The sequence below is a fragment of the Proteus sp. fly-1008 genome (assembly GCF_040140305.1).
Classification (GTDB): domain Bacteria; phylum Pseudomonadota; class Gammaproteobacteria; order Enterobacterales; family Enterobacteriaceae; genus Proteus; species Proteus vulgaris_B.
Window position 1 is genome coordinate 623,056 of the sequence record NZ_JBEEWH010000001.1, and the last position, 22,908, is coordinate 645,963.

General features: G+C 36.7%; 20 protein-coding genes and 5 tRNA genes. 7 read left to right on the top strand and 18 right to left on the bottom strand.

Annotation, left to right across the window (positions count from 1 at the left end; genetic code table 11):
* Positions 1 to 168: 168 nt before the first annotated feature.
* Entirely contained in the window at positions 169 to 1,164 is a 996-nt protein-coding gene (gene gapA, locus ABN256_RS02900) for a glyceraldehyde-3-phosphate dehydrogenase (RefSeq protein WP_072068317.1), read from the top strand.
* Positions 1,165 to 1,278: 114 nt separating this feature from the next.
* The gene (locus tag ABN256_RS02905) at positions 1,279 to 2,163 is read left to right on the top strand and encodes a D-hexose-6-phosphate mutarotase (protein WP_197269098.1); all 885 of its coding nucleotides are present in this window, start codon (positions 1,279 to 1,281) and stop codon (positions 2,161 to 2,163) included.
* A gap of 105 nt (positions 2,164 to 2,268) precedes the next feature.
* On the opposite strand, the gene ABN256_RS02910 is transcribed toward ABN256_RS02905, so the two are convergent.
* The 5 genes from ABN256_RS02910 to fadR form a co-directional block, all read right to left on the bottom strand.
* Complete coding sequence (locus tag ABN256_RS02910; RefSeq protein ID WP_115349887.1) at positions 2,269 to 3,021, bottom strand: MipA/OmpV family protein; 753 nt, start codon at positions 3,019 to 3,021, stop codon at positions 2,269 to 2,271.
* A gap of 79 nt (positions 3,022 to 3,100) precedes the next feature.
* On the bottom strand, positions 3,101 to 5,419 hold the full coding sequence (gene hypF / locus ABN256_RS02915; protein ID WP_349439093.1) for a carbamoyltransferase HypF: 2,319 nt from the start codon (positions 5,417 to 5,419) through the stop codon (positions 3,101 to 3,103).
* A gap of 49 nt (positions 5,420 to 5,468) precedes the next feature.
* Entirely contained in the window at positions 5,469 to 6,581 is a 1,113-nt protein-coding gene (gene alr, locus ABN256_RS02920) for an alanine racemase (protein ID WP_196554100.1), read from the bottom strand.
* A gap of 13 nt (positions 6,582 to 6,594) precedes the next feature.
* A complete protein-coding gene (locus ABN256_RS02925; RefSeq protein WP_349439094.1) occupies positions 6,595 to 7,899 on the bottom strand; it encodes a D-amino acid dehydrogenase in 1,305 nt (434 codons plus the stop codon).
* Between the two features lie 473 nt (positions 7,900 to 8,372).
* The gene (fadR, locus tag ABN256_RS02930; protein ID WP_072068321.1) at positions 8,373 to 9,092 is read right to left on the bottom strand and encodes a fatty acid metabolism transcriptional regulator FadR; all 720 of its coding nucleotides are present in this window, start codon (positions 9,090 to 9,092) and stop codon (positions 8,373 to 8,375) included.
* Between the two features lie 233 nt (positions 9,093 to 9,325).
* On the opposite strand from fadR, the gene nhaB reads away from it, so the two are divergent.
* Together nhaB and dsbB are read left to right on the top strand one after the other, a co-directional pair.
* Positions 9,326 to 10,870 carry a sodium/proton antiporter NhaB gene (gene nhaB, locus ABN256_RS02935; RefSeq protein WP_072068322.1) on the top strand — a complete coding sequence of 515 codons (1,545 nt, stop codon included), beginning with the start codon at positions 9,326 to 9,328 and terminating at the stop codon, positions 10,868 to 10,870.
* 174 nt (positions 10,871 to 11,044) lie between these two features.
* On the top strand, positions 11,045 to 11,569 hold the full coding sequence (dsbB, locus tag ABN256_RS02940) for a disulfide bond formation protein DsbB (protein ID WP_196554099.1): 525 nt from the start codon (positions 11,045 to 11,047) through the stop codon (positions 11,567 to 11,569).
* An 89-nt stretch (positions 11,570 to 11,658) separates the two neighbouring features.
* Here the strand turns inward: dsbB and ABN256_RS02945 are convergent, their stop codons facing one another.
* The 5 genes from ABN256_RS02945 to ABN256_RS02965 all read right to left on the bottom strand — a co-directional run bounded on the left by ABN256_RS02945 (position 11,659) and on the right by ABN256_RS02965 (position 15,559).
* Complete coding sequence (locus tag ABN256_RS02945) at positions 11,659 to 11,967, bottom strand: putative hemolysin (protein WP_196554098.1); 309 nt, start codon at positions 11,965 to 11,967, stop codon at positions 11,659 to 11,661.
* A 33-nt stretch (positions 11,968 to 12,000) separates the two neighbouring features.
* The gene (locus tag ABN256_RS02950) at positions 12,001 to 12,333 is read right to left on the bottom strand and encodes an SMR family transporter (protein WP_072068325.1); all 333 of its coding nucleotides are present in this window, start codon (positions 12,331 to 12,333) and stop codon (positions 12,001 to 12,003) included.
* A gap of 133 nt (positions 12,334 to 12,466) precedes the next feature.
* Positions 12,467 to 13,696 (bottom strand): sugar transporter, encoded by a 1,230-nt coding sequence (locus ABN256_RS02955; protein WP_072068326.1) that lies wholly within the window; start codon positions 13,694 to 13,696, stop codon positions 12,467 to 12,469.
* A gap of 459 nt (positions 13,697 to 14,155) precedes the next feature.
* Positions 14,156 to 14,575, bottom strand: coding sequence for a hypothetical protein (locus ABN256_RS02960; RefSeq protein ID WP_196554097.1), 420 nt, complete (start codon positions 14,573 to 14,575; stop codon positions 14,156 to 14,158).
* 198 nt (positions 14,576 to 14,773) lie between these two features.
* Positions 14,774 to 15,559 (bottom strand): class I SAM-dependent methyltransferase, encoded by a 786-nt coding sequence (locus tag ABN256_RS02965; protein WP_196554096.1) that lies wholly within the window; start codon positions 15,557 to 15,559, stop codon positions 14,774 to 14,776.
* A 291-nt stretch (positions 15,560 to 15,850) separates the two neighbouring features.
* Between ABN256_RS02965 and copM the strand changes: the two genes are divergently transcribed.
* The 3 genes from copM (at position 15,851) to ABN256_RS02980 (ending at position 18,706) form a co-directional block, all read left to right on the top strand.
* Positions 15,851 to 16,216 (top strand): CopM family metallochaperone, encoded by a 366-nt coding sequence (copM, locus tag ABN256_RS02970; protein WP_196554095.1) that lies wholly within the window; start codon positions 15,851 to 15,853, stop codon positions 16,214 to 16,216.
* 168 nt (positions 16,217 to 16,384) lie between these two features.
* Complete coding sequence (locus tag ABN256_RS02975) at positions 16,385 to 17,296, top strand: AraC family transcriptional regulator (RefSeq protein ID WP_072068330.1); 912 nt, start codon at positions 16,385 to 16,387, stop codon at positions 17,294 to 17,296.
* Positions 17,297 to 17,536: 240 nt separating this feature from the next.
* A complete protein-coding gene (locus ABN256_RS02980; protein WP_115349894.1) occupies positions 17,537 to 18,706 on the top strand; it encodes an iron-containing alcohol dehydrogenase in 1,170 nt (389 codons plus the stop codon).
* 50 nt (positions 18,707 to 18,756) lie between these two features.
* Here ABN256_RS02980 and ABN256_RS02985 read toward each other — a convergent pair.
* The 8 genes from ABN256_RS02985 to ABN256_RS03020 form a co-directional block, all read right to left on the bottom strand.
* Positions 18,757 to 18,843: transfer RNA gene (locus tag ABN256_RS02985), tRNA-Leu, on the bottom strand.
* 158 nt (positions 18,844 to 19,001) lie between these two features.
* Positions 19,002 to 19,088, bottom strand: a tRNA-Leu gene (locus ABN256_RS02990).
* 127 nt (positions 19,089 to 19,215) lie between these two features.
* Positions 19,216 to 19,302: transfer RNA gene (locus ABN256_RS02995), tRNA-Leu, on the bottom strand.
* 5 nt (positions 19,303 to 19,307) lie between these two features.
* Positions 19,308 to 19,381 (bottom strand) — tRNA-Cys (locus tag ABN256_RS03000).
* Positions 19,382 to 19,406: 25 nt separating this feature from the next.
* Positions 19,407 to 19,482 (bottom strand) — tRNA-Gly (locus ABN256_RS03005).
* Positions 19,483 to 19,623: 141 nt separating this feature from the next.
* Positions 19,624 to 20,172, bottom strand: coding sequence for a CDP-diacylglycerol--glycerol-3-phosphate 3-phosphatidyltransferase (gene pgsA / locus ABN256_RS03010; protein WP_072068332.1), 549 nt, complete (start codon positions 20,170 to 20,172; stop codon positions 19,624 to 19,626).
* A 55-nt stretch (positions 20,173 to 20,227) separates the two neighbouring features.
* Positions 20,228 to 22,060: an excinuclease ABC subunit UvrC gene (uvrC, locus tag ABN256_RS03015; RefSeq protein ID WP_196554094.1), complete on the bottom strand. Its 1,833-nt coding sequence runs from the start codon at positions 22,058 to 22,060 to the stop codon at positions 20,228 to 20,230.
* Positions 22,044 to 22,772 (bottom strand): LuxR C-terminal-related transcriptional regulator, encoded by a 729-nt coding sequence (locus ABN256_RS03020; RefSeq protein ID WP_231619287.1) that lies wholly within the window; start codon positions 22,770 to 22,772, stop codon positions 22,044 to 22,046. Before ABN256_RS03020 ends, uvrC begins: the two co-directional genes overlap by 17 nt.
* Positions 22,773 to 22,908: the final 136 nt, after the last annotated feature.

Below are 22,908 nucleotides of genomic sequence, written 5' to 3' on the forward strand. Positions count from 1 at the left end.
ATAATACACAGCGTAACATTTAGCTAAAACGACCAATCTTTAAGCGAAAAGTGTTTTTTTAATTGATTTTTTGCAATTATTGACACGATTCCGCTTGACGATTGGCGCGGTTTTGGTAACTTTAGAAGCAACTTTTTAATTCACTAAATTAAAGCTGGTGGAATACATATGACTATCAAAGTAGGTATTAATGGTTTTGGTCGTATCGGCCGCATCGTTTTCCGTGCTGCTCAAGAACGTTCAGATATCGAAATCGTAGGTATTAACGATCTGTTAGACGCAGACTACATGGCATACATGCTGAAATACGATTCAACTCATGGCCGTTTCAACGGTACTGTTGAAGTAAAAGATGGCCACCTCGTTGTTAATGGTAAAACCATCCGCGTAACTTCAGAAAGAGATCCAGCAAATCTGAAATGGAACGAAGTCGGTGCTGACGTTGTTGCAGAAGCAACTGGCCTGTTCTTAACTGACGAAACTGCTCGTAAACATATTCAAGCTGGCGCGAAAAAAGTTGTTCTGACTGGTCCTTCAAAAGACAACACTCCTATGTTCGTAATGGGCGTAAACCATAAATCATACGCAGGCCAAGATATCGTTTCTAATGCATCTTGTACTACTAACTGTTTAGCGCCTTTAGCTAAAGTTATCAACGATAACTTCGGTATCGTTGAAGGTCTGATGACTACTGTTCACGCAACAACTGCAACTCAACGTACTGTTGATGGTCCTTCTGCAAAAGACTGGCGTGGTGGTCGTGGTGCTTCTCAAAACATCATCCCATCATCAACTGGTGCTGCTAAAGCTGTAGGTAAAGTTATTCCTGAACTGAACGGCAAACTGACTGGTATGTCTTTCCGTGTTCCTACTCCTAACGTTTCTGTTGTTGACCTGACTGCACGTCTGGAAAAACCAGCTTCTTACGCGCAAATCTGTGATGCTATCAAAGCAGCAGCTGAAGGCGAACTGAAAGGCGTTCTGGGTTACACTGAAGATGCAGTTGTTTCAACTGACTTCAATGGCGAAGTTCTGACTTCAGTATTTGATGCTAAAGCAGGTATCGCTCTGAACGACAACTTTGTTAAATTAGTTGCTTGGTACGATAACGAAGTTGGTTATTCAAACAAAGTTCTGGATCTGATTTCTCATATCTCTAAATAATTAGAGCTTATAAAATCAAGATTTTGCTTAGAGCCACCTTTTAGGTGGCTCTTTTATTTTCCAGCCAGTCAGTTTATTGTATTGAAATAGTCAGTGACAGAAGGCCCAAAGATAATGAACGAGAAAATTTTTTCATTGCCGATTATTGAACAAATATCACCTTATTTAAGTCGTCGGCAATTAGGTGAACTTCCTATCCTTGTTATTTCACATCCTAAAGTTCGAGCAGCTATTAGCCTTCAAGGTGCACATTTAATTGCTTGGCAACCCGCACAAGAACACCCTGTCTTTTGGCTCAGTGAGGCATCACTCTTCACTCCCGGTGTTGCCATTCGTGGTGGCATCCCTATTTGCTGGCCTTGGTTCGCTTCAGCAGGTACACCAAGTCACGGATTTGCACGTATTCTACCTTGGGAATTTAGCGCCCACACAGAACAAGATGACGGCGTGCTTATTACAATGACACTAAAAGAGAACCAACAAACACAAAAATATTGGCCTCATCCGTTTACTCTAATTGCCCGTTTTAAGTTAGGGACAACTTGTGAAGTAGAATTAGAATCTTATGGTGATTATGACGCGACAGCCGCCCTTCACTCTTATTTTAATGTGAGTGATATTGATAATGTCTCTGTCACCGGCTTAGGAAGCCACTACATTGACACTGTGGCAGACAAAGAAGTCTATACTGATGAAACCGCATTACGTTTTAATGGACGCACTGACAGGCTTTATACAGAGCCTGACGATTTTAATCTTATTCATGATGATGGTTGGGATCGCACAATTGAAGTTCATCATTATCACCATAGTGATGTGGTATGTTGGAACCCCGGCGCAGAGCTTGCAAGTTCAATGAAAGATATGAGTGCAGGTGGCTATCGTAAAATGGCTTGTGTAGAAACTGCACGTATCCATCAACCGTTAAAACCAGATAATGTGCATCCTGGTCGTTTATCTCTAGTAGTGCGTGTTCGTAAAAATATTGCTGAAAAATAAATATTACTCACGTATTACACAAATAAAAAAGCTTCGAGGTTTAAATCGAAGCTTTTTTGTCATAAATGACCTATTTAAATATCTATAGCGTTATACAGTCATTAATTAGAATGTATAAGTCACACCAGTCCACACAATCGCAGTTACAGACTTATTCACCATTGGGCTGTCTTTGACTTCGCTTGGTAAATGGTCAACACGCCCCATAGCAAAGAAGTTCCATTTTTCAGCAAATTTGTAGTTAGCTGAAATCTCGAAATAAGGTCTCCAGCTATCATTTGGCGTGTATTCAGCTAAACCACTACGCTGTGATTCTGCATGAGTAATACCATACGCATAACGATTTTGCTTTTTGTTTTCCCAAACAACACCCGCACCCGGTTGGAAAGACCAATTACCTAACTCGAAAGGGTATAAATAGGCGGCATCAGCGATAATACCGTTACTTTTACCCAGCATATCACCAGAAACAATCGCTCTTAAGCTACCCCATGATTCATGGTGTTTATAAGTAAAACCCCCCATCATAGTATCACGACGACGATTCAATTTTTTCATTTGCTCATCATCACTATCACTTGGCTTATAAGCTTGAGGATAATAGTGTAAATCAACAGAAAGTTGATCTTTAGGGGTGTTCCACAAGTAATACCCTGCGGCTAATGTCGCAAAATAGAAATTTTCTGATTGGTAGTTAACTTGTGGCACTGGTAATAAATAATCTTTTGATTTAGCCCCTTTATAGGGAGTGACTTGTGCTAAGACCGAGCCACCAATTGACCATTCTCCAGCAAATGCTGCTGGTGTGCTAAGTCCTGCAATAACGGCTAAAGAAATGATAATCTTCTTATTACTCACGATGATTTTCCATATTGTCATTAATAAAGTAGCAACCAAAAACCAATTTCAGTCACAATTAACTAAAACTGATATTATTTTACCTATAATTATTTTTGTTTTGCATTAAATGTGTAGCAATCAGTGCTTGCCCTAATGCAATACCACCGTCTCCAACGGGCAATATCATAGGGGTTAGTACTTTTTTATTGTTTAATTTTTTCTGAAACAGATGTTTGAGTAATGTGTTATTTAACACACCGCCCGTAAGTACAACGGTATCAATCTGATGTTCATCAGCATATTGCAATGCAATATTGCCTAAACTTTCAGCTAATAAATAATGAAATAGCCACGCCTTTTCACTGGCATTAAGCTTTACACCTTCCCATTGCGACCAAAAAACAGATAGATCAAGCAAATTATTTTTTATAGGCATTAAATGCCCATATTGCTTAATAATTTCCGTTTGTTTTTCTTTTTGACACGCTAATGCTGCTGTTTGTAAGTAACATGCAGCTTCACCTTCCCAACTTATTTCTTTAGGGGCTAATCCTAATGATGCTGAAACCGCATCAAATAAGCGCCCACAAGAAGAGGCTTTAGGTGAATTGAAACCACGTTCTACTGCCTTACTTAATATTTTCAAATCATTACTAGGTATCAATTGGGTGATAACACTACCTTGCCAATTCTTAGAAAAAGTAGCTAAATGTGCGAACCAGTTTCGCCAGGGTTGAATAGATGCCAGATTTCCCCCAGGCATGGCAACTGCAGGAAGCCCACCTATTCGTTCAGATTTTTGATAATCCACCCGTAGACATTCTCCACCCCATAAAGAGCCATCTTGCCCAAAGCCTAAACCATCAAGTGCAATACCTACTACAGCACCTTGCTGATGGGTATGACCATGTTCGGCAAGGCAAGAAACAATATGTGCATGATGGTGAAAAACTTCAATGACAGGGATATTTTGCGCTTGGGCGAATTGTTTACCCAGTTGATGGCTAATGTAATTCGGGTGTGCATCGATCGCAATTGCTTTAGGCGTAAAGCGATAAATTTGCTGAAAAAGATCTAATGATTTCATCAGTTGTTGACGCACACTTAAATCATCAAGATCCCCTAAATGAGGCCCCATAATGGCTTGATGTTGACGTAATAAACAAAATACATTTTTGAGATCGCCCCCCATTGCAAGCACTGAGGGTTGTGGCTCAAAATCGTCAGGTAATGAAATAGCATCAGGAACATAGCCACGAGAACGGCGGATCATAACACTCTGCTTATCTTCAATACGTACTAATGAATCGTCAGCTCGCTGTATAATCTCTCTATTATGCATCAAGAATAGATCAGCAATATCACGCAGTTGCATTAAAGCATCTTCGTTACTTAACGCAGGAGTGTGACCAGATGCATTTCCTGATGTCATAACCAGTGGAATATTCGTGCCACGCGCTAATAAATGTTGCAATGGATTGGCTGGCAACATAACACCAATTTCAGTTAATCCCGGTGCAATAAGCTCCGAAAGTTTAGACACAGCAGTTTTAGGGACTAATACAATTGGAGCCGCAGTGCTTTGCAAAGTTTGGATAGCCGTTGGAAGAAAATCAGGATCTTGCTTATCTTCTTTAATTTGATCAATTCCAGTGATCATCACAGCTAATGGCTTCGCAGGTCGGTATTTGCGTTTTCGTAATAATGCAACGCTCTCATTATTACGTGCATCACATACTAAATGAAAACCACCAACACCTTTAACAGCAACAATTTTTCCAGCATGTAACGCTTCACAGGCTTGAGTTAATGCAAACTCTTTAATTGCTAACTCTTCACCCTGCTTATCTGCAAGCCAAATATAAGGCCCACACACAGGGCATGCATTAGGCTGAGCATGGAATCGTCTGTCTGCAGGATCTTCATATTCATGTTTACATTCAGGACAGAATGGAAATTCAGACATCGAGGTAAATGGCCTATCATAAGGCATTTTTTTTATGATAGTAAAACGAGGTCCACAGTGTGTGCAGTTAATAAAAGGGTAATGAAAACGACGGTTTTGGGGATCAAACAGTTCATTAATACATGCTTGGCAAGTCGTGGCATCAGGTACCACTTGTGTATCCATTTCGCCACCACCACTTTTTACAATAATAAAGTCGGTCGGTAACTGTTCCCATTGATAGGGTGATTCTTCTATACGTTCAATGCGCGCTAATGGGGGGCATTCGGCTTTTAATGCTTCGATAAACAATGTATTTTTAGGTGAGGGTGTTAAGTACACTAATACACCTAAGCTGTCGTTACTCACTTGCCCTAATAAACCAAAACGATGGGCTAATTGCCAAACAAATGGACGAAAACCAACGCCTTGAACCTTACCTTTCACACGCAATGCAATGCCGTTACTCATAGGATCACCAAATCAAAATAAATTTAAGCTTATTCTAGTTTAGTGATTATCAACAACTTTCATTTAGATCAGAAAAAGTGGAATTAGGTAGATTTATCATCACTTCAACTGTAACTCTAGGAGCTATTGCACACAGTAATTCATAACCAATAGTGCCACAGGCTGTTGCAACATCGTCAACTGGGAGCTGCTCACCCCATAATTCAACGGGGTTACCATAAGTGACATCAGGGAAATCCGTAACATCAACGGTTAACATATCCATCGAAATACGCCCTACCAATTGTGTTTTATGCCCATTAACAACAACTGGTGTACCATCTGGTGCATGTCTTGGGTAACCATCTGCATAACCACAAGCAACAACCCCTATTCGCATATCACGCTCAGCAATATATCGACTGCCATAACCTATCTGCTCACCTTTTTTCACTTGTTGAATGGCTAATATCTCACTATTAAATGTCATTACGGGTTGTAAATCGAAATCAGCAATATCTTGCCAAATCCCCGAAGGCGAAACACCATATAAAATAATGCCTGGTCGCACCCAATCTTGATATGTTTCAGGGTAAAACAATGTTGCTGCCGAATTTGCTAAACATCGAGGTAATTCTTTGACCATTGCTTGATTAATTACCGCTTTTTGCGCATCCATATTCAGCCCTGTATCTGCATTAGCAAAATGCGACATTTGAATAATAGAACCGATGTTATTGATACTTTTAGCCCGGGCGATAGCTTGTTGATAAACATCAGAACGATAACCTAATCTATTCATTCCACTATTAAGTTTAAGATAGATATTAATGGGGCGATCTAATTGTGCTTTTTCTATGGCATCAAATTGCCAATCGGAATGCACTGTTGTTGTCAGAGAATAACGTTCTAATAAATAGACATCTTCAGGTTTAAAAAAACCTTCAAGTAAAAGAATGGGTCCAACCCATCCTTGCTCTCTTAGCATAATGGCTTTGTCTAATTCAATTAATGCAAAGCCATCTGTATGACTCAATGCTGGCCAAACACAGGATAATCCATGCCCATAAGCATCTGCTTTCACAACAGACCACACTTTGCTGCCCTTCACTCTCTCTTTGATAACAGACAAATTATGGCTTAAAGCATCGAGGTTAATGGTTACTTTTGTGGGTCTGGACATGTTTTTTCCTCAATTAATAAGCAGCATCAAGTTTTTGCCCTGGTAAGAGCAATTTAGTATTAAAGCCATCGATATAACGAAACACAGATAAATCATCAGCAGCAATCGCAGGTTTATTCCCTGAAATTAAATCAGCCAATAATTGCCCTGAGCCACATGCCATCGTCCAACCTAATGTGCCATGCCCCGTATTTAAAGATAAATTACGATAAGCCGTTGGCCCGACAATAGGCGTACCATCTGGTGTCATGGGTCTTAGTCCTGTCCAGAATGTGGCTTTTTCTATATCACCGCCACCTTGATAGAGATCTTGTACAACCATTTTTAATGTTTCACAGCGTGATTTTAAAACATCCAAATTAAAACCAACGACCTCTGCCATTCCACCAACACGAATTCGCTCATCAAAACGTGTTACCGCAATTTTATAGGTTTCATCGAGAATAGTTGATGTAGGTGCTCTTGAAGCATCAATAATCGGCATCGTGAGTGAATAACCTTTAAGCGGATAAACAGGAATGGCGACTTTATTTTTCAAAAATTCCGTCGAATAAGAACCCATAGCAACAACGTAATGATCCGCGGTAAGTAATCCATCATGGCATTGAACGCCCGCTACTTTATCACCATCAAACAATAAATGTTTGATTTCTTTATTAAATAAGAATGTAACACCAGCGTCTTCTGCCATTTTAGCGAGCTTTTTCGTAAAAATTTGGCAGTCACCTGTTTCATCATTTGGTAAACGCAAACCACCGGTGAGTTTATGACTAACATGCTCTAATGCAGGCTCTGCGAATTTAAGTTGCTCTGCCGTCAATAATTCATAAGCAACACCCTCTTGCTTTAAGATAGCAATATCATTGGCTGCATTATCAAATTGTTTTTGATCACGAAAAAGTTGAAGAGTTCCCCCTTGGCGCCCTTCATATTCAATTCCTGTATCTTGACGCAATTGACGGATACAATCACGACTATATTCAGCAATGCGCACCATGCGACTTTTATTCATAGTGTAATGTGACGCGTCACAATTACGTAACATTTGCCACATCCAGCGTAATTGGAAAAGTGAACCGTCCGGTTTAATGGCTAAGGGTGCATGTTTCTGGAACATCCATTTTACTGCTTTTAATGGAATGCCCGGGGCACCCCAAGGGGTTGCATATCCTGGCGATATCTGACCAGCATTGCCCGCACTGGTTTCTTCTGCTGCACTACTTTGTCTGTCAACAACAATGACTTCATGCCCTTGCTGCACAAGATACCACGCACTCGTTACACCAATAACGCCGCCACCTAAGATGATCACTTTCATGGCAAGACTCCAATAATTTACATTGATATAACATAAGAATAATATTCCATACACAAAAAGCCAATATAGAATAATCATCTAGGCGAATAAAAAAGCAAATTTTAGAGTTAAGTCACACTTGGCTATTGTTGAATAAGTTTTTTCAACGAGAAATCGCTTAATTAACAATTAAAATCAACAAGATATGCGTTTATCAATAAATTATAAGAATATTTATTAATAAATTAATTTATTTAAAAGAGAATTTTATCCGTAGAAAACCCGAATGCAGATTTTATTAAAAACTAAATATATACAAAATATTAGATTATAATTTTTTAATTAACTAACTTTAGTAACTCTTTTTACTAAAATTAGCCTATTTAAAGCATTGCCTAAAATATGACACTTTATTTTTTTAAAACATAAAAAAACCAGCATCACAAATCAATGAGGATACTGGCCTTTTCTATTATGACAAAAATCACAAAAAATTAGCGTTTAACTTCTTCCAAATCACTAGGAAGTGGTGATTGTAAGCTTTGCCAGATAATTCCACTGTCTTTACCATATTGACGAACGCATTCCATTACATGCTCAACATCTTTCTGTTCACACAATGCAGCTAATTTTTTATAGAATGCTAAAGCAAGTTCTTTGGCTTGAATGTTTGAAAAATAGTAACGACCAACACGCGTATATAGACCTTTCAAACCATTGAGGATAAGACCATAAATTGGATTACCTGATGCGAAAGCTAAGCCACGAAAAATGTTGTAATCTAATTCACTGAATTCATCAGCACTATTTTCTGTCGTTAACTGATGATTTAAAACCTCAATACATTTTTCAGGATTGCTTCTAAATGCAGTGCGGATAAAAATAGCTGAAATATTGGTTCTTACCGCCAATAAATTATCAATTAATTGCGGTACGCGATCATGATCAAGACGAGCTACAGTTTCAAGAATATTAAGGCCAGATGTTTCCCAGAAATTGTTTACCTTTGTTGGCTTTCCATGTTGGATCGTTAACCATCCATCACGAGCAAGGCGCTGTAATACTTCTCTTAATGTGGTTCTTGTTACACCAATTAATTCAGACAGTTCACGTTCCGCTGGTAGGATAGATCCAGGGGGAAATCGATTATTCCAGATACTTTCAACAATATACTCTTCCGCGAAACCTGCGGGGCTTTGAGCCTTAATAACCATATTTTTATTTCTTCCGAAGCGATTTTTCTGCTAATAATGAAAAAGATAATATCAGAATGCGTAATTTTGATATAGCTCAACCATCATTAAATAGTGAGTGGCATCATAAAACCTGATGTAGTTTTATCAATTTATTATTACTAACGCGCTTAATTTCACAGCAATTAACGCGTACTATGGTTAGATCGCGCGTGATTGCGCTTAAAATCTCTGTTTGGAGGATGAGAAACCTAATGGATATGAGTATAAGACAAGCACTACTGAAGAACTTTATGGGGAATTCTCCCGATTGGTATAAGCTTGCTATTCTTACTTTTTTAATTATCAACCCACTGATTTTTTTCTTTGTTGACCCTTTTGTCGCCGGTTGGCTATTAGTTGTAGAATTTATTTTTACACTGGCTATGGCGTTAAAGTGTTACCCATTACAACCCGGAGGACTACTTGCCATTGAGGCTGTCATTATTGGAATGACTAGCCCAAAACAGATTGGTCATGAAATTGCCAACAACCTTGAAGTTATTTTACTTTTAGTCTTCATGGTTGCGGGTATCTATTTTATGAAGCAATTACTGCTTTTTGCTTTTACCAAATTGCTTTTATCCATTCGTTCTAAACGAATGTTATCTATCGCTTTTTGCTTTGCAAGTGCCTTTTTATCTGCCTTTTTAGATGCTTTAACCGTTATCGCTGTTGTGATCAGTGTTTCTCTCGGTTTCTACTCTATTTATCATAATTTCGCCTCTAACCAAGCAGGAACAGAGCTAAATAATGATGGATTTATTGATACCGCAGAGAAAAAACAAACATTAGAACAATTCCGTGCTTTCTTACGTAGCTTAATGATGCATGCTGGTGTAGGTACTGCATTAGGTGGCGTAATGACCATGGTAGGTGAACCGCAAAACCTGATCATTGCAAAACATTTAGAATGGGATTTTGTGACCTTCTTTATTCGAATGTCACCTGTAACAATCCCTGTTTTCTTTGCAGGCCTTGCTGTGTGCTATTTGGTAGAGCGCTTTAAAATTTTTGGTTATGGCGCTGAATTACCTGATTTAGTTCGTAAAGTTTTAACTGAGTACGATAAGAAAAACAGTGAAAAACGCACTTCTCAAGAAAAAGCACAATTGATGGTTCAAGCATTAATTGGGATCTGGTTAATTGTTGCTTTAGCTCTTCATTTAGCAGAAGTCGGTATTATTGGTTTATCTGTTATCATTCTTGCAACTGCATTTTGTGGTATTACAGAAGAGCATGCGCTCGGTAAAGCATTTGAAGAAGCCTTACCTTTCACTGCGCTATTGACCGTTTTCTTCTCTATTGTTGCTGTTATTATTGACCAACAATTATTCGGTCCAATTATTCAGTTTGTACTCCAAGCTTCAGAGTCCTCACAGCTCTCTCTCTTCTATCTGTTTAATGGTCTATTGTCTGCTATTTCAGATAACGTTTTTGTGGGTACTGTATATATCAGCGAAGCCTTAACAGCGTTACAAGATGGATTAATTAGTCAATCACAATATGAACACATTGGTGTTGCTATTAATACAGGTACAAACTTACCTTCTGTTGCCACACCTAATGGCCAAGCAGCATTCCTATTTTTATTAACCTCTGCGTTATCTCCGCTTATTCGTTTATCGTATGGACGAATGGTAATAATGGCTCTGCCATATACTATTGTAATGACATTATTTGGTTTACTGGCAGTTGAATTCTGGCTAGTTCCTACAACACATTGGTTTTATGAAATAGGCTTAGTTGCTATTCCATAACAATAGTTCTACAGTTACACCACATAAATAGGACTTTTACTTGATAAAAGTCCTATTTTTTTCATTAAAATAAGGTTGAATGTAAATATTTGTGAAATAACAAGTTTTAACTTTTTTTGCGCTTGAATTTTGGGCAAAATAGACACTTATTTTAATATTTAAATGGACATTATTATGCTGACTGCTCTTCGTCACTGGTCACAACGCCGTTTTTCATGGCTATTGCTTGCATTAACGGCAATAGGTCTTGAAGGTGCTGCATTGTATTTTCAGTACGGAATGGAATTAATGCCTTGTGTGATGTGCGTTTATCAACGCATCGCAGTATTAGGAATATTAGTTGCCGCATTCATTGGTGCAAGCGCACCCAAAATGGCACTCATGCGTATGGCAGGTAGTTTTTTATGGCTTTATTCAGCTTATCGAGGCATTGAGCTGGCTTGGGAGCATACGCAACTTATTCTTAATCCATCACCTTTTGCAACATGTGATTTCTTTGTCACATTACCTTCTTGGTTTGCATTACAAAATTGGTTCCCTGCTGTATTCCAAGCAACGGGTGACTGCTCTGTCAGCCAATGGCAATTCTTAACATTAGAAATGCCACAGTGGATGCTAATTATTTTCTCTGCTTACTTTGTTGTGGGTCTATTGGTCTTAATGAGCCAAATCACCAATTCTTTTAAATCAAAAGAATAAAAAAACAGCCCTTAGTGTGTCGCTAAGGGCTATTTATCTTCGTAAAATAAGGCTTAAACATTAACTAAATAATATGCTTTAATTCAGTTTTAACCTGGAATACACGCACCTTCAATCAATGCCTGTTCACTACAGCGTTTACCATTAGCAAATTGACACACTGGTGTCTGCCCACCATGTAATTCATAGTTTAAAGAAGGTATCCCTCCTGAAAAAACACATGTTGCCTTAGCCGATTCATCTAAAGGAACACTAAGACTTGTTGCCGGTATCGTTCTGCTTTTATTCACTGCTTGTGTTGATGAATATTGTGTCTGAGTTGAACTACTGCATCCTGTAATAAAACCCAAGCCAGCTAACATAAACAGATAACATGTTGTTTTAAATTTTTTTTGCATCAAAGACACCCTAATGTCTGCTGTTATTCACTATTAGTGTGAAGCACTTTTTGAAAGTAAGTTTATGACTAAAACACCAGCAATAATCAATCCCATACCAATAATGGCTGGTAAATCAAGTTTTTGTTGATAAATAAAAACTGCCGCAACAGAAACTAACACTATCCCTAAACCACTCCATATTGCATAAGCAATACCCAATGGCATAACCCTTACCACTTGAGAAAGTGCCCAAAAAGAAAAACAATAGCCAATGACAACAACAATTGATGGATATAATCGACTAAAGCCTTCAGAAGCTTTTAACATTGTTGTCGCAATTACTTCCGATATAATCGCCAACATTAGGTAAGTTAATCCATTCATTTTTTCGCCTTAATCTTATACAAAGTCAATTTTGTGAATTCTATCACAAGCCATATTGAGGATATTCATCTACAACAAATAAAAAAGGCATCTTTCATATTGAATAGACGCCTTTTAAAATAAAAATACTTATTTAGTGTTTGTGAAGCTGATTCTTTTTACGAGGTTTCCCCCCCATAGAAACGCGATAACGGCTAAAAATAAAGCCACACAAAATAACAGCAATAATGCTCAATATCATGCCTGCATACCCCATGTTTGGCATACCCGCATGTAAGATAACTTGATTACCAATCAAAGCCCCAGCACCAATGCCAATATTAAAAATACCGGAGTAAATAGACATCGCAATATCTGTTGCATCTGGAGCTAAATCAATCACTTTAACTTGCATACCTAGGCCGATACACATAAAGCCAATCCCCCAAAATATAATCAACACAATAAATGTCGTTAAATTTTGGCTGCTTATCATTAATAAGCTCAGGCAAGCAGTAAGTAAAATGAGTGCAAAGAATAAAAAAGATGTTGGCATTTTGGCGCTGTAACGACTAAATAGCACACTACCAATAATGCCAGCACCACCAAAAATAAGTAAAACTAACGTAGCAAAGTTTTGATCTAATTTTGCAATATCAATAACAAAAGGCTCGATATAACTATAAGCCGTAAAATGTGCGGTAACAGCAATAACTGTTAACAAGAAAATCCCCATTAATGGCCCACGTTTTAATAATACAGGTACACTTTTTAATGATCCTGAATGTTCACTGGGTAATAAAGGCAAATAACGCATTAACGCAAACATGGTAATTAAAGCTAAAACACCAATTCCCATAAATGTTGCACGCCATCCTAACCATTGTCCAACAACACGCCCAATAGGTAAACCAAGAACCGTAGCTAATGCTGTTCCTGTTGCTAATAAACCTAATGCTTGTGCTCGTTTACCAGGGGGCGCTACTCTAATTGCCAATGAGGCAGTAATAGACCAAAAAACTGCATGAGAAAAAGCAACGCCTATACGCCCTGCAATCAACGATTTAAAATCCCATGCAATACCAGACAAAATATGACTTAAAATAAAAAGAATGAATAAGATAATAAGTAACTTACGGCGTTCAACTTTACTTGTCATTATCATTAATGGTAATGACATTAAAGCAACCACCCAAGCATATATGGTGATCATTAAACCTGTTTGAGCTGGGATCATTCCAAAGCTTTCAGAAATATCACTTAACAGAGCAACCGGAACAAATTCTGTTGTATTAAAAACAAAAGCTGCAAACGACAATATTATTACCCTGATCCAGGCTGTTTGGCGGCTTACTTCATTTATGTTTGGTGTTGCGATATTCATAATTAATCGATGCTTTCTTAAATAATATTGATGTATATATTATTGCTTTATAATATAAGCCTTCATATAACTCGCTTTGCCCACTTACTCTAAAGAGCTTAAATTTATTGGTAATAAAAAATGGCATAAATACAAAAAATGCGTTTTTTAAAAACAAAAAACAAACCAAGTTATAACTAAATTTGATAGCTAAAGCGAATCAGCTATCAATTTTAGCATATTCATCTTATGACTTTAAATCCCTAGTACAACTTCTTTTTAACGTTAACATATTCTCAGGATGTAAAATTGTAGATATAAATATCTCATTCGCAATCTGATTAAAATAATAAAAATAAACAAATTCGAGTAAAAATAAGCAGGCTATTCATTGAATTATGATAAGAAATATTAATTTATTTATTCAAAATATTCTTATATTGAGATAAAAAACGAATAAAAACAGGAAGGATATATCAATTACTGGCTTAAATTATCAATAACTTGAATTGCTTGCTCGCAAGCTATATTTCTTGTGGGTGAAGTTGATTCATCAAAAGCATTTTTAATAGTAGCAATTTGTTCAACAGCCGTTCGAGGCAAAATTAAACGCCCATTAGAAAGCGCGCTATCAACCTCATTTAACTTTTGAGCTAATTGCTGACAACTACCATTATTCTCTTTTGATTTATAGACAGCCATAAGCGTATCGCGTTTTGCTTCTACAGTAGAAATAGTTTCGCTCATTTTTGATGATGAATTTTCAATGACTTCACGACCTTCATTCCAAATTTCAGCCGTTGTTTCTTTAAATACAGACACCATTAAAATAGCAATAAAAATAGCCAACATGATTGTCAGTGATAAAAGTCCTCCTGCAATAATAAGTATCTGTTTCATCTTTAACTCCACATATTAGTTATCTCTGTTTTTAATATATATAGTTTAAATAAATCAGGTTCAATCTGGATTACGATTCTTTTTATTTTTTACATTTTATTACCGAGATATACAGTTCTAATTACTCTTATTTTTATAAAAAATAAGCACCTAATTGTAGGTGCTTATAATCAATATATAAATTTATCTTGATAAAAATCATTTTTTAGAACAACACGCAATATAATTTAAATGATGCCGATTTTCTCTAAAAAAACGAAACATGGATAAAAACCTTTCTCTATTCTGTTTGTTTTTTAATCCATTTTTAATTATTTTTGCTGTTCTAAGTAAACCTTCATCACGGATCAAACCTGTAGGTGACATTAAACTCATATTACCTGATTTTATTTTTACTTCTGAAAACCCAATATTAATAAACAAGTCATGCCACTCTTGTTTAAACATAGGAGCCACGTTCGATTTCACTACCCCAATTAAATTATCTTTATCTACGTCATTATTTTTTTTCATAATATCATGTGTTAATAACAAACCACCGGGTTTTAAAACACGATAATATTCTTTTACTAATTTAGCTTTAGCTTTATCCGCATACATTGTCAACATCGCTTCATTTAAAACAACATCAAAGCTATTGTCGGGAAAAGGCAGAGATAAGGCATTGGCTTTCGTTAGCTGAATCAGATGTGATAACTTCGCATTTTCAACATTACGTTGTGCATTAGCTAATGCTTTTTCATCCATGTCTATAGCAATAATATGACAACCATATTTTTGCGCTATTTCAATTGACGTTGTCGCCATATTACATGCAATTTCTAAAACATAGCTTGAGGATGTAAAATGCCCGTTATTAATTAACCAATCAGAAGCCTCTACGCCCCCCGGTCTTAAGCGTGTTTTTCCTAAACTAGCTAAAAAAGTATGACCTGCTTTTGGCTGCTCTTGAGATATAGATTGTGTTGTTGTTTGAGTTTCCATATTGCCACCCATAAAGTTGCATTAATAATGCAACTTTATAATAAAAAACATTTGATGGGAATAGTTATCATTACTTTTATCTTTTTTTTATAAAGAAAATCTTAAAGGACACAATAAATAAATTTTTAACTGTAAGATGAAATTTATTGAAATAGAAAGAGTTAAACAAATTACTCTGTAATTGCGTCATTAAAAGTAAAGAATATTAAACTTTGGATAACAACATTGACCTTCCCCTAAGGGGAATCTTTAAAGTGATAACAATTTCACGATAAAGTAAAGGAAACTGTTATGAAAAAGATTTTACCTGCCACTATTATTTTAATGAGTGCTATTTCTTTTGGTGCAATGGCAAACAATACACATATGAATATGGATGCATCGCATAATAGCTCTCCAATGCAAAAAGAGCTCAATGAATCTATGAATAAAATGCATGCTGATATGGCAAAAGGAATGAACACTGATAATGCAGACGTTGCTTTTGCTGATGGCATGATTGCACACCATTTAGGTGCCATTGATATGGCTAAAATTGAATTAAAATATGGTACAGATCCTGAGATGCGCAAGCTAGCTCAAGCCATTATTGATGCTCAAGGCCCTGAAATTGAACAAATGCAAAAATGGTTAGAAAAAAATAAAACTAATAAATAATAGATTTATATGGGCTATGATCTTTCGGGTCATAGTCCATTTTATTTTTAACATTTCCTGCCAAATTTCCTATTCAAGCTAAATCAAATAATTGTCTAATATTCATCTCATACATTATAATTTTATTATTAGAGTAATATTCTTGGCTTTACCCTGTATGGAGTCTACATGAATAACAGAGAAAACATGGCGTTATTAACCCAAAAACTTGCCATGCAAATTGCAAAGTGGACTCACAATACGCATTATTTTGATACCCAAATTCCAGGATTAGCATTAACGCACTGGACTTCCCCTACCTCTATTACCAGTCATACACATAAATCAGGTATATGCTTAATTGCTCAAGGTGAAAAAAGAGTGATTTTAGGGGAAGAAAGTTTTATTTATGATGCCAACCATTTTTTAATTTCTTCCATCGAGCTTCCTGTAATGGCAAATATTATGAAAGCCAGTGAGGATAAACCTTTTTTAGGGCTTGTAATGGAGTTAGATCTACAGGAAATATCTCAACTGATTGTTGATAGTGAATTAATATTTAATTTAAATTCAAGCGCTCAAAAAGGAATTGCGATTGGTGAATTATCAGAACCTCTATTAAATGCATTTATTCGCTTGCTCGATCTTCTGAATACCCCTGATAGTATTAAAATTCTTGCTCCAGGTATAAAACGTGAGATTTTTTATCGTTTACTGATCACAGAGCAAGGTGAGCGATTAAATCAAATCGTTACAGCAGGTAGTCATAGCCATCAAATATCAAAAGCCGTTGATTGGTTAAAAAATAACTTTATAAAACCACTAAATATTAATGAATTAGCGTCATACACAGGAATGAGTAAATCTGCTTTTTATACTCATTTTCGGACAATGACATCAATGACACCACTTCAATTTCAAAAAAAACTTCGCCTCAACGAAGCTCGACGATTAATGTTAACTGAAAACTTAGGTGCAATAACAACAACATTTCGTGTCGGCTATGAAAGCCCGTCTCAATTCAGTCGTGAATATAGTCGATTATTTGGAGCTCCACCTGCAACTGATATTAAAATGCTCAAAGAATCTAATAATGTTTGAATATAATCACTTTTCATAAGCTCAATCGTTTTATCTTTATTGCCTATTTATATTATTTATTATCACTTTTTTAGTTTTTTGGAAAATTAGGCAAGAGACTAAGAAGATCGGACATTCATATCTAAATGCGAAAACGATAGCATTTATATCAACAGAAAAGAGACTATATCTCTTGAAGTTAAAAAAAGACTATACTTCAATGGGATAGCTATCAACTTAATATTGCAATAGGATATCAAAATGCAACTCGATTTCACTTACTACAATCCGACAACCATTCATTTTGGTAAGAACTCTCTTGCTAAATTAAATGATGAGTTATCACATTATGGCGAAACCATCATGCTGATGTATGGCCGTAATGCTATCAAATCTAATGGCCTTTATGACGAAGTCATGGCAATACTTAAACATGCAGGAAAAAAAGTAGTTGAGTTATCTGGTGTTATGCCCAATCCAACCTATGCGAAAATGATGGAAGGTGCTCAATTAGTACGTGAACATAATGTCAGCTTAATTTTAGCTGTGGGTGGAGGTTCCGTTATTGATTGTGCTAAAGGTATCTCTGTTTCTGCCTATTGTGAAAATGAAGATCCTTTCCAAAAGTATTGGGTTGAATATCAAGAAATTGAAAATAAAACTGTTCCTGTTGCATCAATTCTTACTATGGTAGGAACAGGCTCTGAAATGAATGGCGGTTCAGTCATTACGCATGAAGAAACAAAATATAAAATTGGCCGTGTTTTTCCTGCCAATGTATTTCCTAAGTTTTCAATTTTAGATCCAGAATATACCTTTACGGTTTCTCAATACCAAATGGTGAGTGGTGTATACGACACGATGTCCCATCTGATGGAACAATATTTTTCAGATCAAGGCGCAAATACAACCGATTATTTAATTGAAGGTTTATTAAAATCTTCTATTGATAATTTGCGTATCGCACTTAAAAATCCAACTGATTATGAAGCAAGAAGTAACCTAATGTGGAATGCAACTCTGGCATTAAACACTTTGACAGGGCTTTCAAAAACACAAGATTGGCAAGTTCATATGATTGAACATCAATTGGGGGCTTATACCGATTGCGCCCATGGAATGGGGCTTGCTGCAATTTCTCTACCTTATTATCGTTTTATCTATAAATTCGGCATTGAAAAATTTGTACGCTTTGCCACCCAAGTGTGGGGGATTTCTGCTGAAGGTAAAACTCAAGATCAAATTGCACTTGAAGGTATTGATGCACTTGAACGCTTCACAAAAGAGTGCGGTATTGTAACTTCATTAGAAGCACTAGGTGCAACAAAAGAGATGCTACCTATAATTGCTCAATCCACAACAATTATTGGCAAAGGTTATAAAAAGTTAACAACTAAAGATGTACTTACTATCTTAGAAAACTGTTTTTAATACGATTTAAATAAGCAAAAAACGGACCTCATCGAGGTCCGTTTTTTATATGGTGCCCAGGGCGGGACTTGAACCCGCACAGCCTTACAGCCGAGGGATTTTAAATCCCTTGTGTCTACCGATTTCACCACCTGGGCTAAATTGTATTTACTCGTTACGAATAATATTGCTAATAAAACAAGGTAACAAATAAATTTAAAACATTTACATCTAAAACAACTAACTTAATATGTTTTCTTTCACTAAATGTGCAGTGGAAGAAAAAACGGACCTAAATTAAGGTCCGCATTTTATATGGTGCCCAGGGCGGGACTTGAACCCGCACAGCCTTACAGCCGAGGGATTTTAAATCCCTTGTGTCTACCGATTTCACCACCTGGGCTAAATTCTGTGGTGCGCCCGTAAATTCTTATTACTAAGATAAATACTGGTATGGACGACTTAACTACTACACAATGCCATTCATTAATGGACTTTTCTTTTGCACCAAACTCTTTATCTAAAAGAGATGGTGCCCAGGGCGGGACTTGAACCCGCACAGCCTTACAGCCGAGGGATTTTAAATCCCTTGTGTCTACCGATTTCACCACCTGGGCATTAATGGAGGCGCGTCCCGGAATCGAACCGAGGTACACGGATTTGCAATCCGCTGCATGACCACTCTGCCAACGCGCCTCAACTGCTCAATCTCATGAGAGATTGGAGCGGGAAACGAGACTCGAACTCGCGACCCCAACCTTGGCAAGGTTGTGCTCTACCAACTGAGCTATTCCCGCTTTACCGAACTTGCTGATTTACTTATTTATTTCTGTAAACCGTTGTGCCTTTCGATGCGTTGCATTCTACTGATTTCCTGAATCTAGTCAACACTATATTTGCATCTTTTTGACTGTTCGGTGAATTTTCAGTCATTTCGATCAAGCTTCACGCAAATCTGACCATGCAGCGCTCAAATATTGAAACATTGACCAGAAAGTCAACACGGTTGCGACATACAATAATGCAAATCCAAACCATTCTGCTTCAACCGTAGGGCGCCATAATAGCACAACTAATGATCCCATTTGTGCGGTTGTCTTCACTTTTCCAATCCAAGAAACAGCAACACTGTTGCGTTTCCCTAATTCTGCCATCCACTCTCTTAATGAAGAGATAATTATCTCACGAGCGATCATGGTTGCTGCTGGTAAAGTTATCCACCATTCATGATAATACTCTGTAATTAAAACAAGTGCAGTTGCAACCATTACTTTATCTGCTACTGGGTCAAGAAAAGCCCCAAAGCGAGTAGTTTGTTTCAATCTACGTGCTAAAAACCCATCAAACCAATCAGTTGCAGCGGCTACCATAAAAATAATAGCACATACTAATGGCGCATCTTTGAATGGTAAATAGAACACCAAAACAAAGAATGGGATTAAAGCGACACGAAATAGAGTTAGCCAAGTTGGGATATTTAGTTGCATAGCGTTCTACACGACCTAGAAAAGTGAGAGTTATTAATATGGTGCATCAATACACTTAGTGTTTCAACGCATTAAATATTTTTTCTGCTAATGCTGTCGAAATTGTGGGGACTTTCGCAATTTCTTCTACACTTGCATCTCGTAAAGCTTGTAGCCCTCCCATATATTTCAATAGCATTTGACGACGTTTAGGCCCTACACCTTCAATAGACTCTAATGAGCTAGTATTTTTCACTTTCGCTCTACGTTGACGATGCCCAGTTATTGCATGACGATGCGATTCATCACGTATATGTTGGATCAAATGCAACGCGGGTGAATCAGAAGGTAATGCCATACCTTCACCTTCAGGGACAAAAAACAAGGTTTCAAGCCCTGCTTTACGATCACTCCCTTTTGCAACACCAATTAATTTAGGGTGTGACTTATCCCAATCAACATCCAGAGAATCAAATACCTCTATTGCTTGTGCTAATTGCCCTTTACCACCATCAATAAAAATAATATCAGGAACTTTATTTTCTTCTAATGATTTACCATAACGTCGAGTGAGTACTTGATTCATCGCCGCATAATCATCACCAGGAGTAATACCATTAATATTATAACGCCTATATTCCGATTTTAATGGGCCATTCATGTCAAATACTACACATGAAGCCACAGTTTGTTCTCCCATAGTGTGACTAATATCAAAACATTCCATTCGTTTTATCTCTTTCATATCAAGAAGAGACATCAATGAGGCATAGCGTTGTGAAATTGTCGATTGTTCGACTTGTTTTGAAGCTAATGCTGTTGCTGCATTCGTTCTAGCTAATTTCAAATAACGCGCTCTATCACCACGAGGTTTCGTTTGAATTTGAATTTTTCGCCCTGCAATAGATGAGATAGATTCAGAAAGGATCGCTTTATCTTCCAAATTAAAATCGAGCAGAATTTCAGTCGGCAAGGTTCTAATAGCACTTCCTTGCAAATAAAATTGACCAATAAAAGTTTGAACTACCTCATCAAGTGAAGTATTTGCTGGAATTTTAGGAAAATAACTTCGGCTTCCCAATACTTTACCTTGTCGGAAAAAGAGAACATACACACAAGCAATTGCGCCATTAAAAGCAACACTAATCACATCAAGATCATCACCTATATTGGCAACAAATTGTTTTTCCGTTACTTGTCTTACGGCTTGAATTTGATCACGAATACGTGCAGCTTCTTCAAAGCGTAAATCTTGGCTTGCTTCTTCCATACGAGTCACAAGGCCTTCAATCACTTGTGTATCATCACCAGAAAGGAAAAGCCGTACATAATTAACTTGTTGAGCATATTCTTCGTCTGAAACATAACCCTTCACACAAGGTGCAAGACAGCGGCCAATTTGATACTGTAAACAAGGCCTTGAACGATTGCGATACACACTGTCTTCACATTGACGAATAGGAAATAGTTTTTGCATCAATGCTAAGGTTTCTCTTACTGCAAAAGAGTTAGGAAAAGGCCCAAAATATTCCCCTTTTGCATGCTTTGCACCACGGTAGCTAGCTAGTCTTGGGTGTTTATCCCCACTTAAATAAATATAAGGGTAAGATTTATCATCTCGTAATAACACATTATAACGAGGTTGATAGCGCTGAATGTAACTATGCTCTAACAATAATGCTTCTGTTTCTGTATGTGTAATAGTCACATCAATATTTGCAATACACTTAACCAATGCCTCGGTTTTACGGCTATTTACTTGCGCACGAAAATAACTCGAAAGCCTCTTTTTCAGATCTTTGGCTTTACCGACATAAATTACAGTATCTGTTGCATCATACATTCGATAAACACCTGGTTTATCAGTGACTCGACTTAAGAATGCTTTGGCGTCAAATTTGTCTTCCACTTTGTAAATGACTCTCTATCTCAATTAACCCATAACGTATTGCTATATGAGTTAATTCTACATCACCTGAGATTTTAAGTTTACTAAACATTCGATAACGGTAACTATTTACTGTTTTTGTATTGAGATTTAACTCATCTGCAATTTGTGTGATTTTTTTTCCTCTAATTATCATAGACATGACTTGTAGCTCTCTTTCAGATAAATGATGTAATGGATTCAAATTTTTTTGTAATTTAGCCAGTGCAATATCCATAGCAAACTCTTGGCTTAAATAACGCTGCCCAATGCATACTTGTCGAATGGCTTGAAGAATATTTTCACTCGAGGCATTTATGACCACAAAGCCTTCAATTCCTAATTGAAGAAGTGGTATAGATAAAATGGAATCAGTACTAGGTGAAATAACAATAATTTTAATTGATAAGAATGAACGTTTAATCCTTTTTATTGAATTAATTAATGAAACTGAAGGAGATGAATAGATAATAATAAGATTAACAGAAAACTGACGGCAATAGCGGAATGCTTCTGTCTCATCAGTCATGATTTTTCTAATATTGATTTTTTTGATTTGACTAAGAAGTGTTTTTATCCCCAAGCTAAATAACTCAGCCTGACTTATTATTATTGTGTTTATCAATAATTTTTCCTTTTTAGTTAAGGTATTAAAAAATCTGTATTTATTTAAAACCCAATTATCATATTGCATTGCTCATTAACATTCTAGTTTTTTACAAACCTTATCTTATTTTCATTAAATTAATATCATTAACTGTTCAGATATAAATAAAGATCCGTATAAACGAGCCTTTATTACAATCAAAAATTTAAATACAAAAAATCAA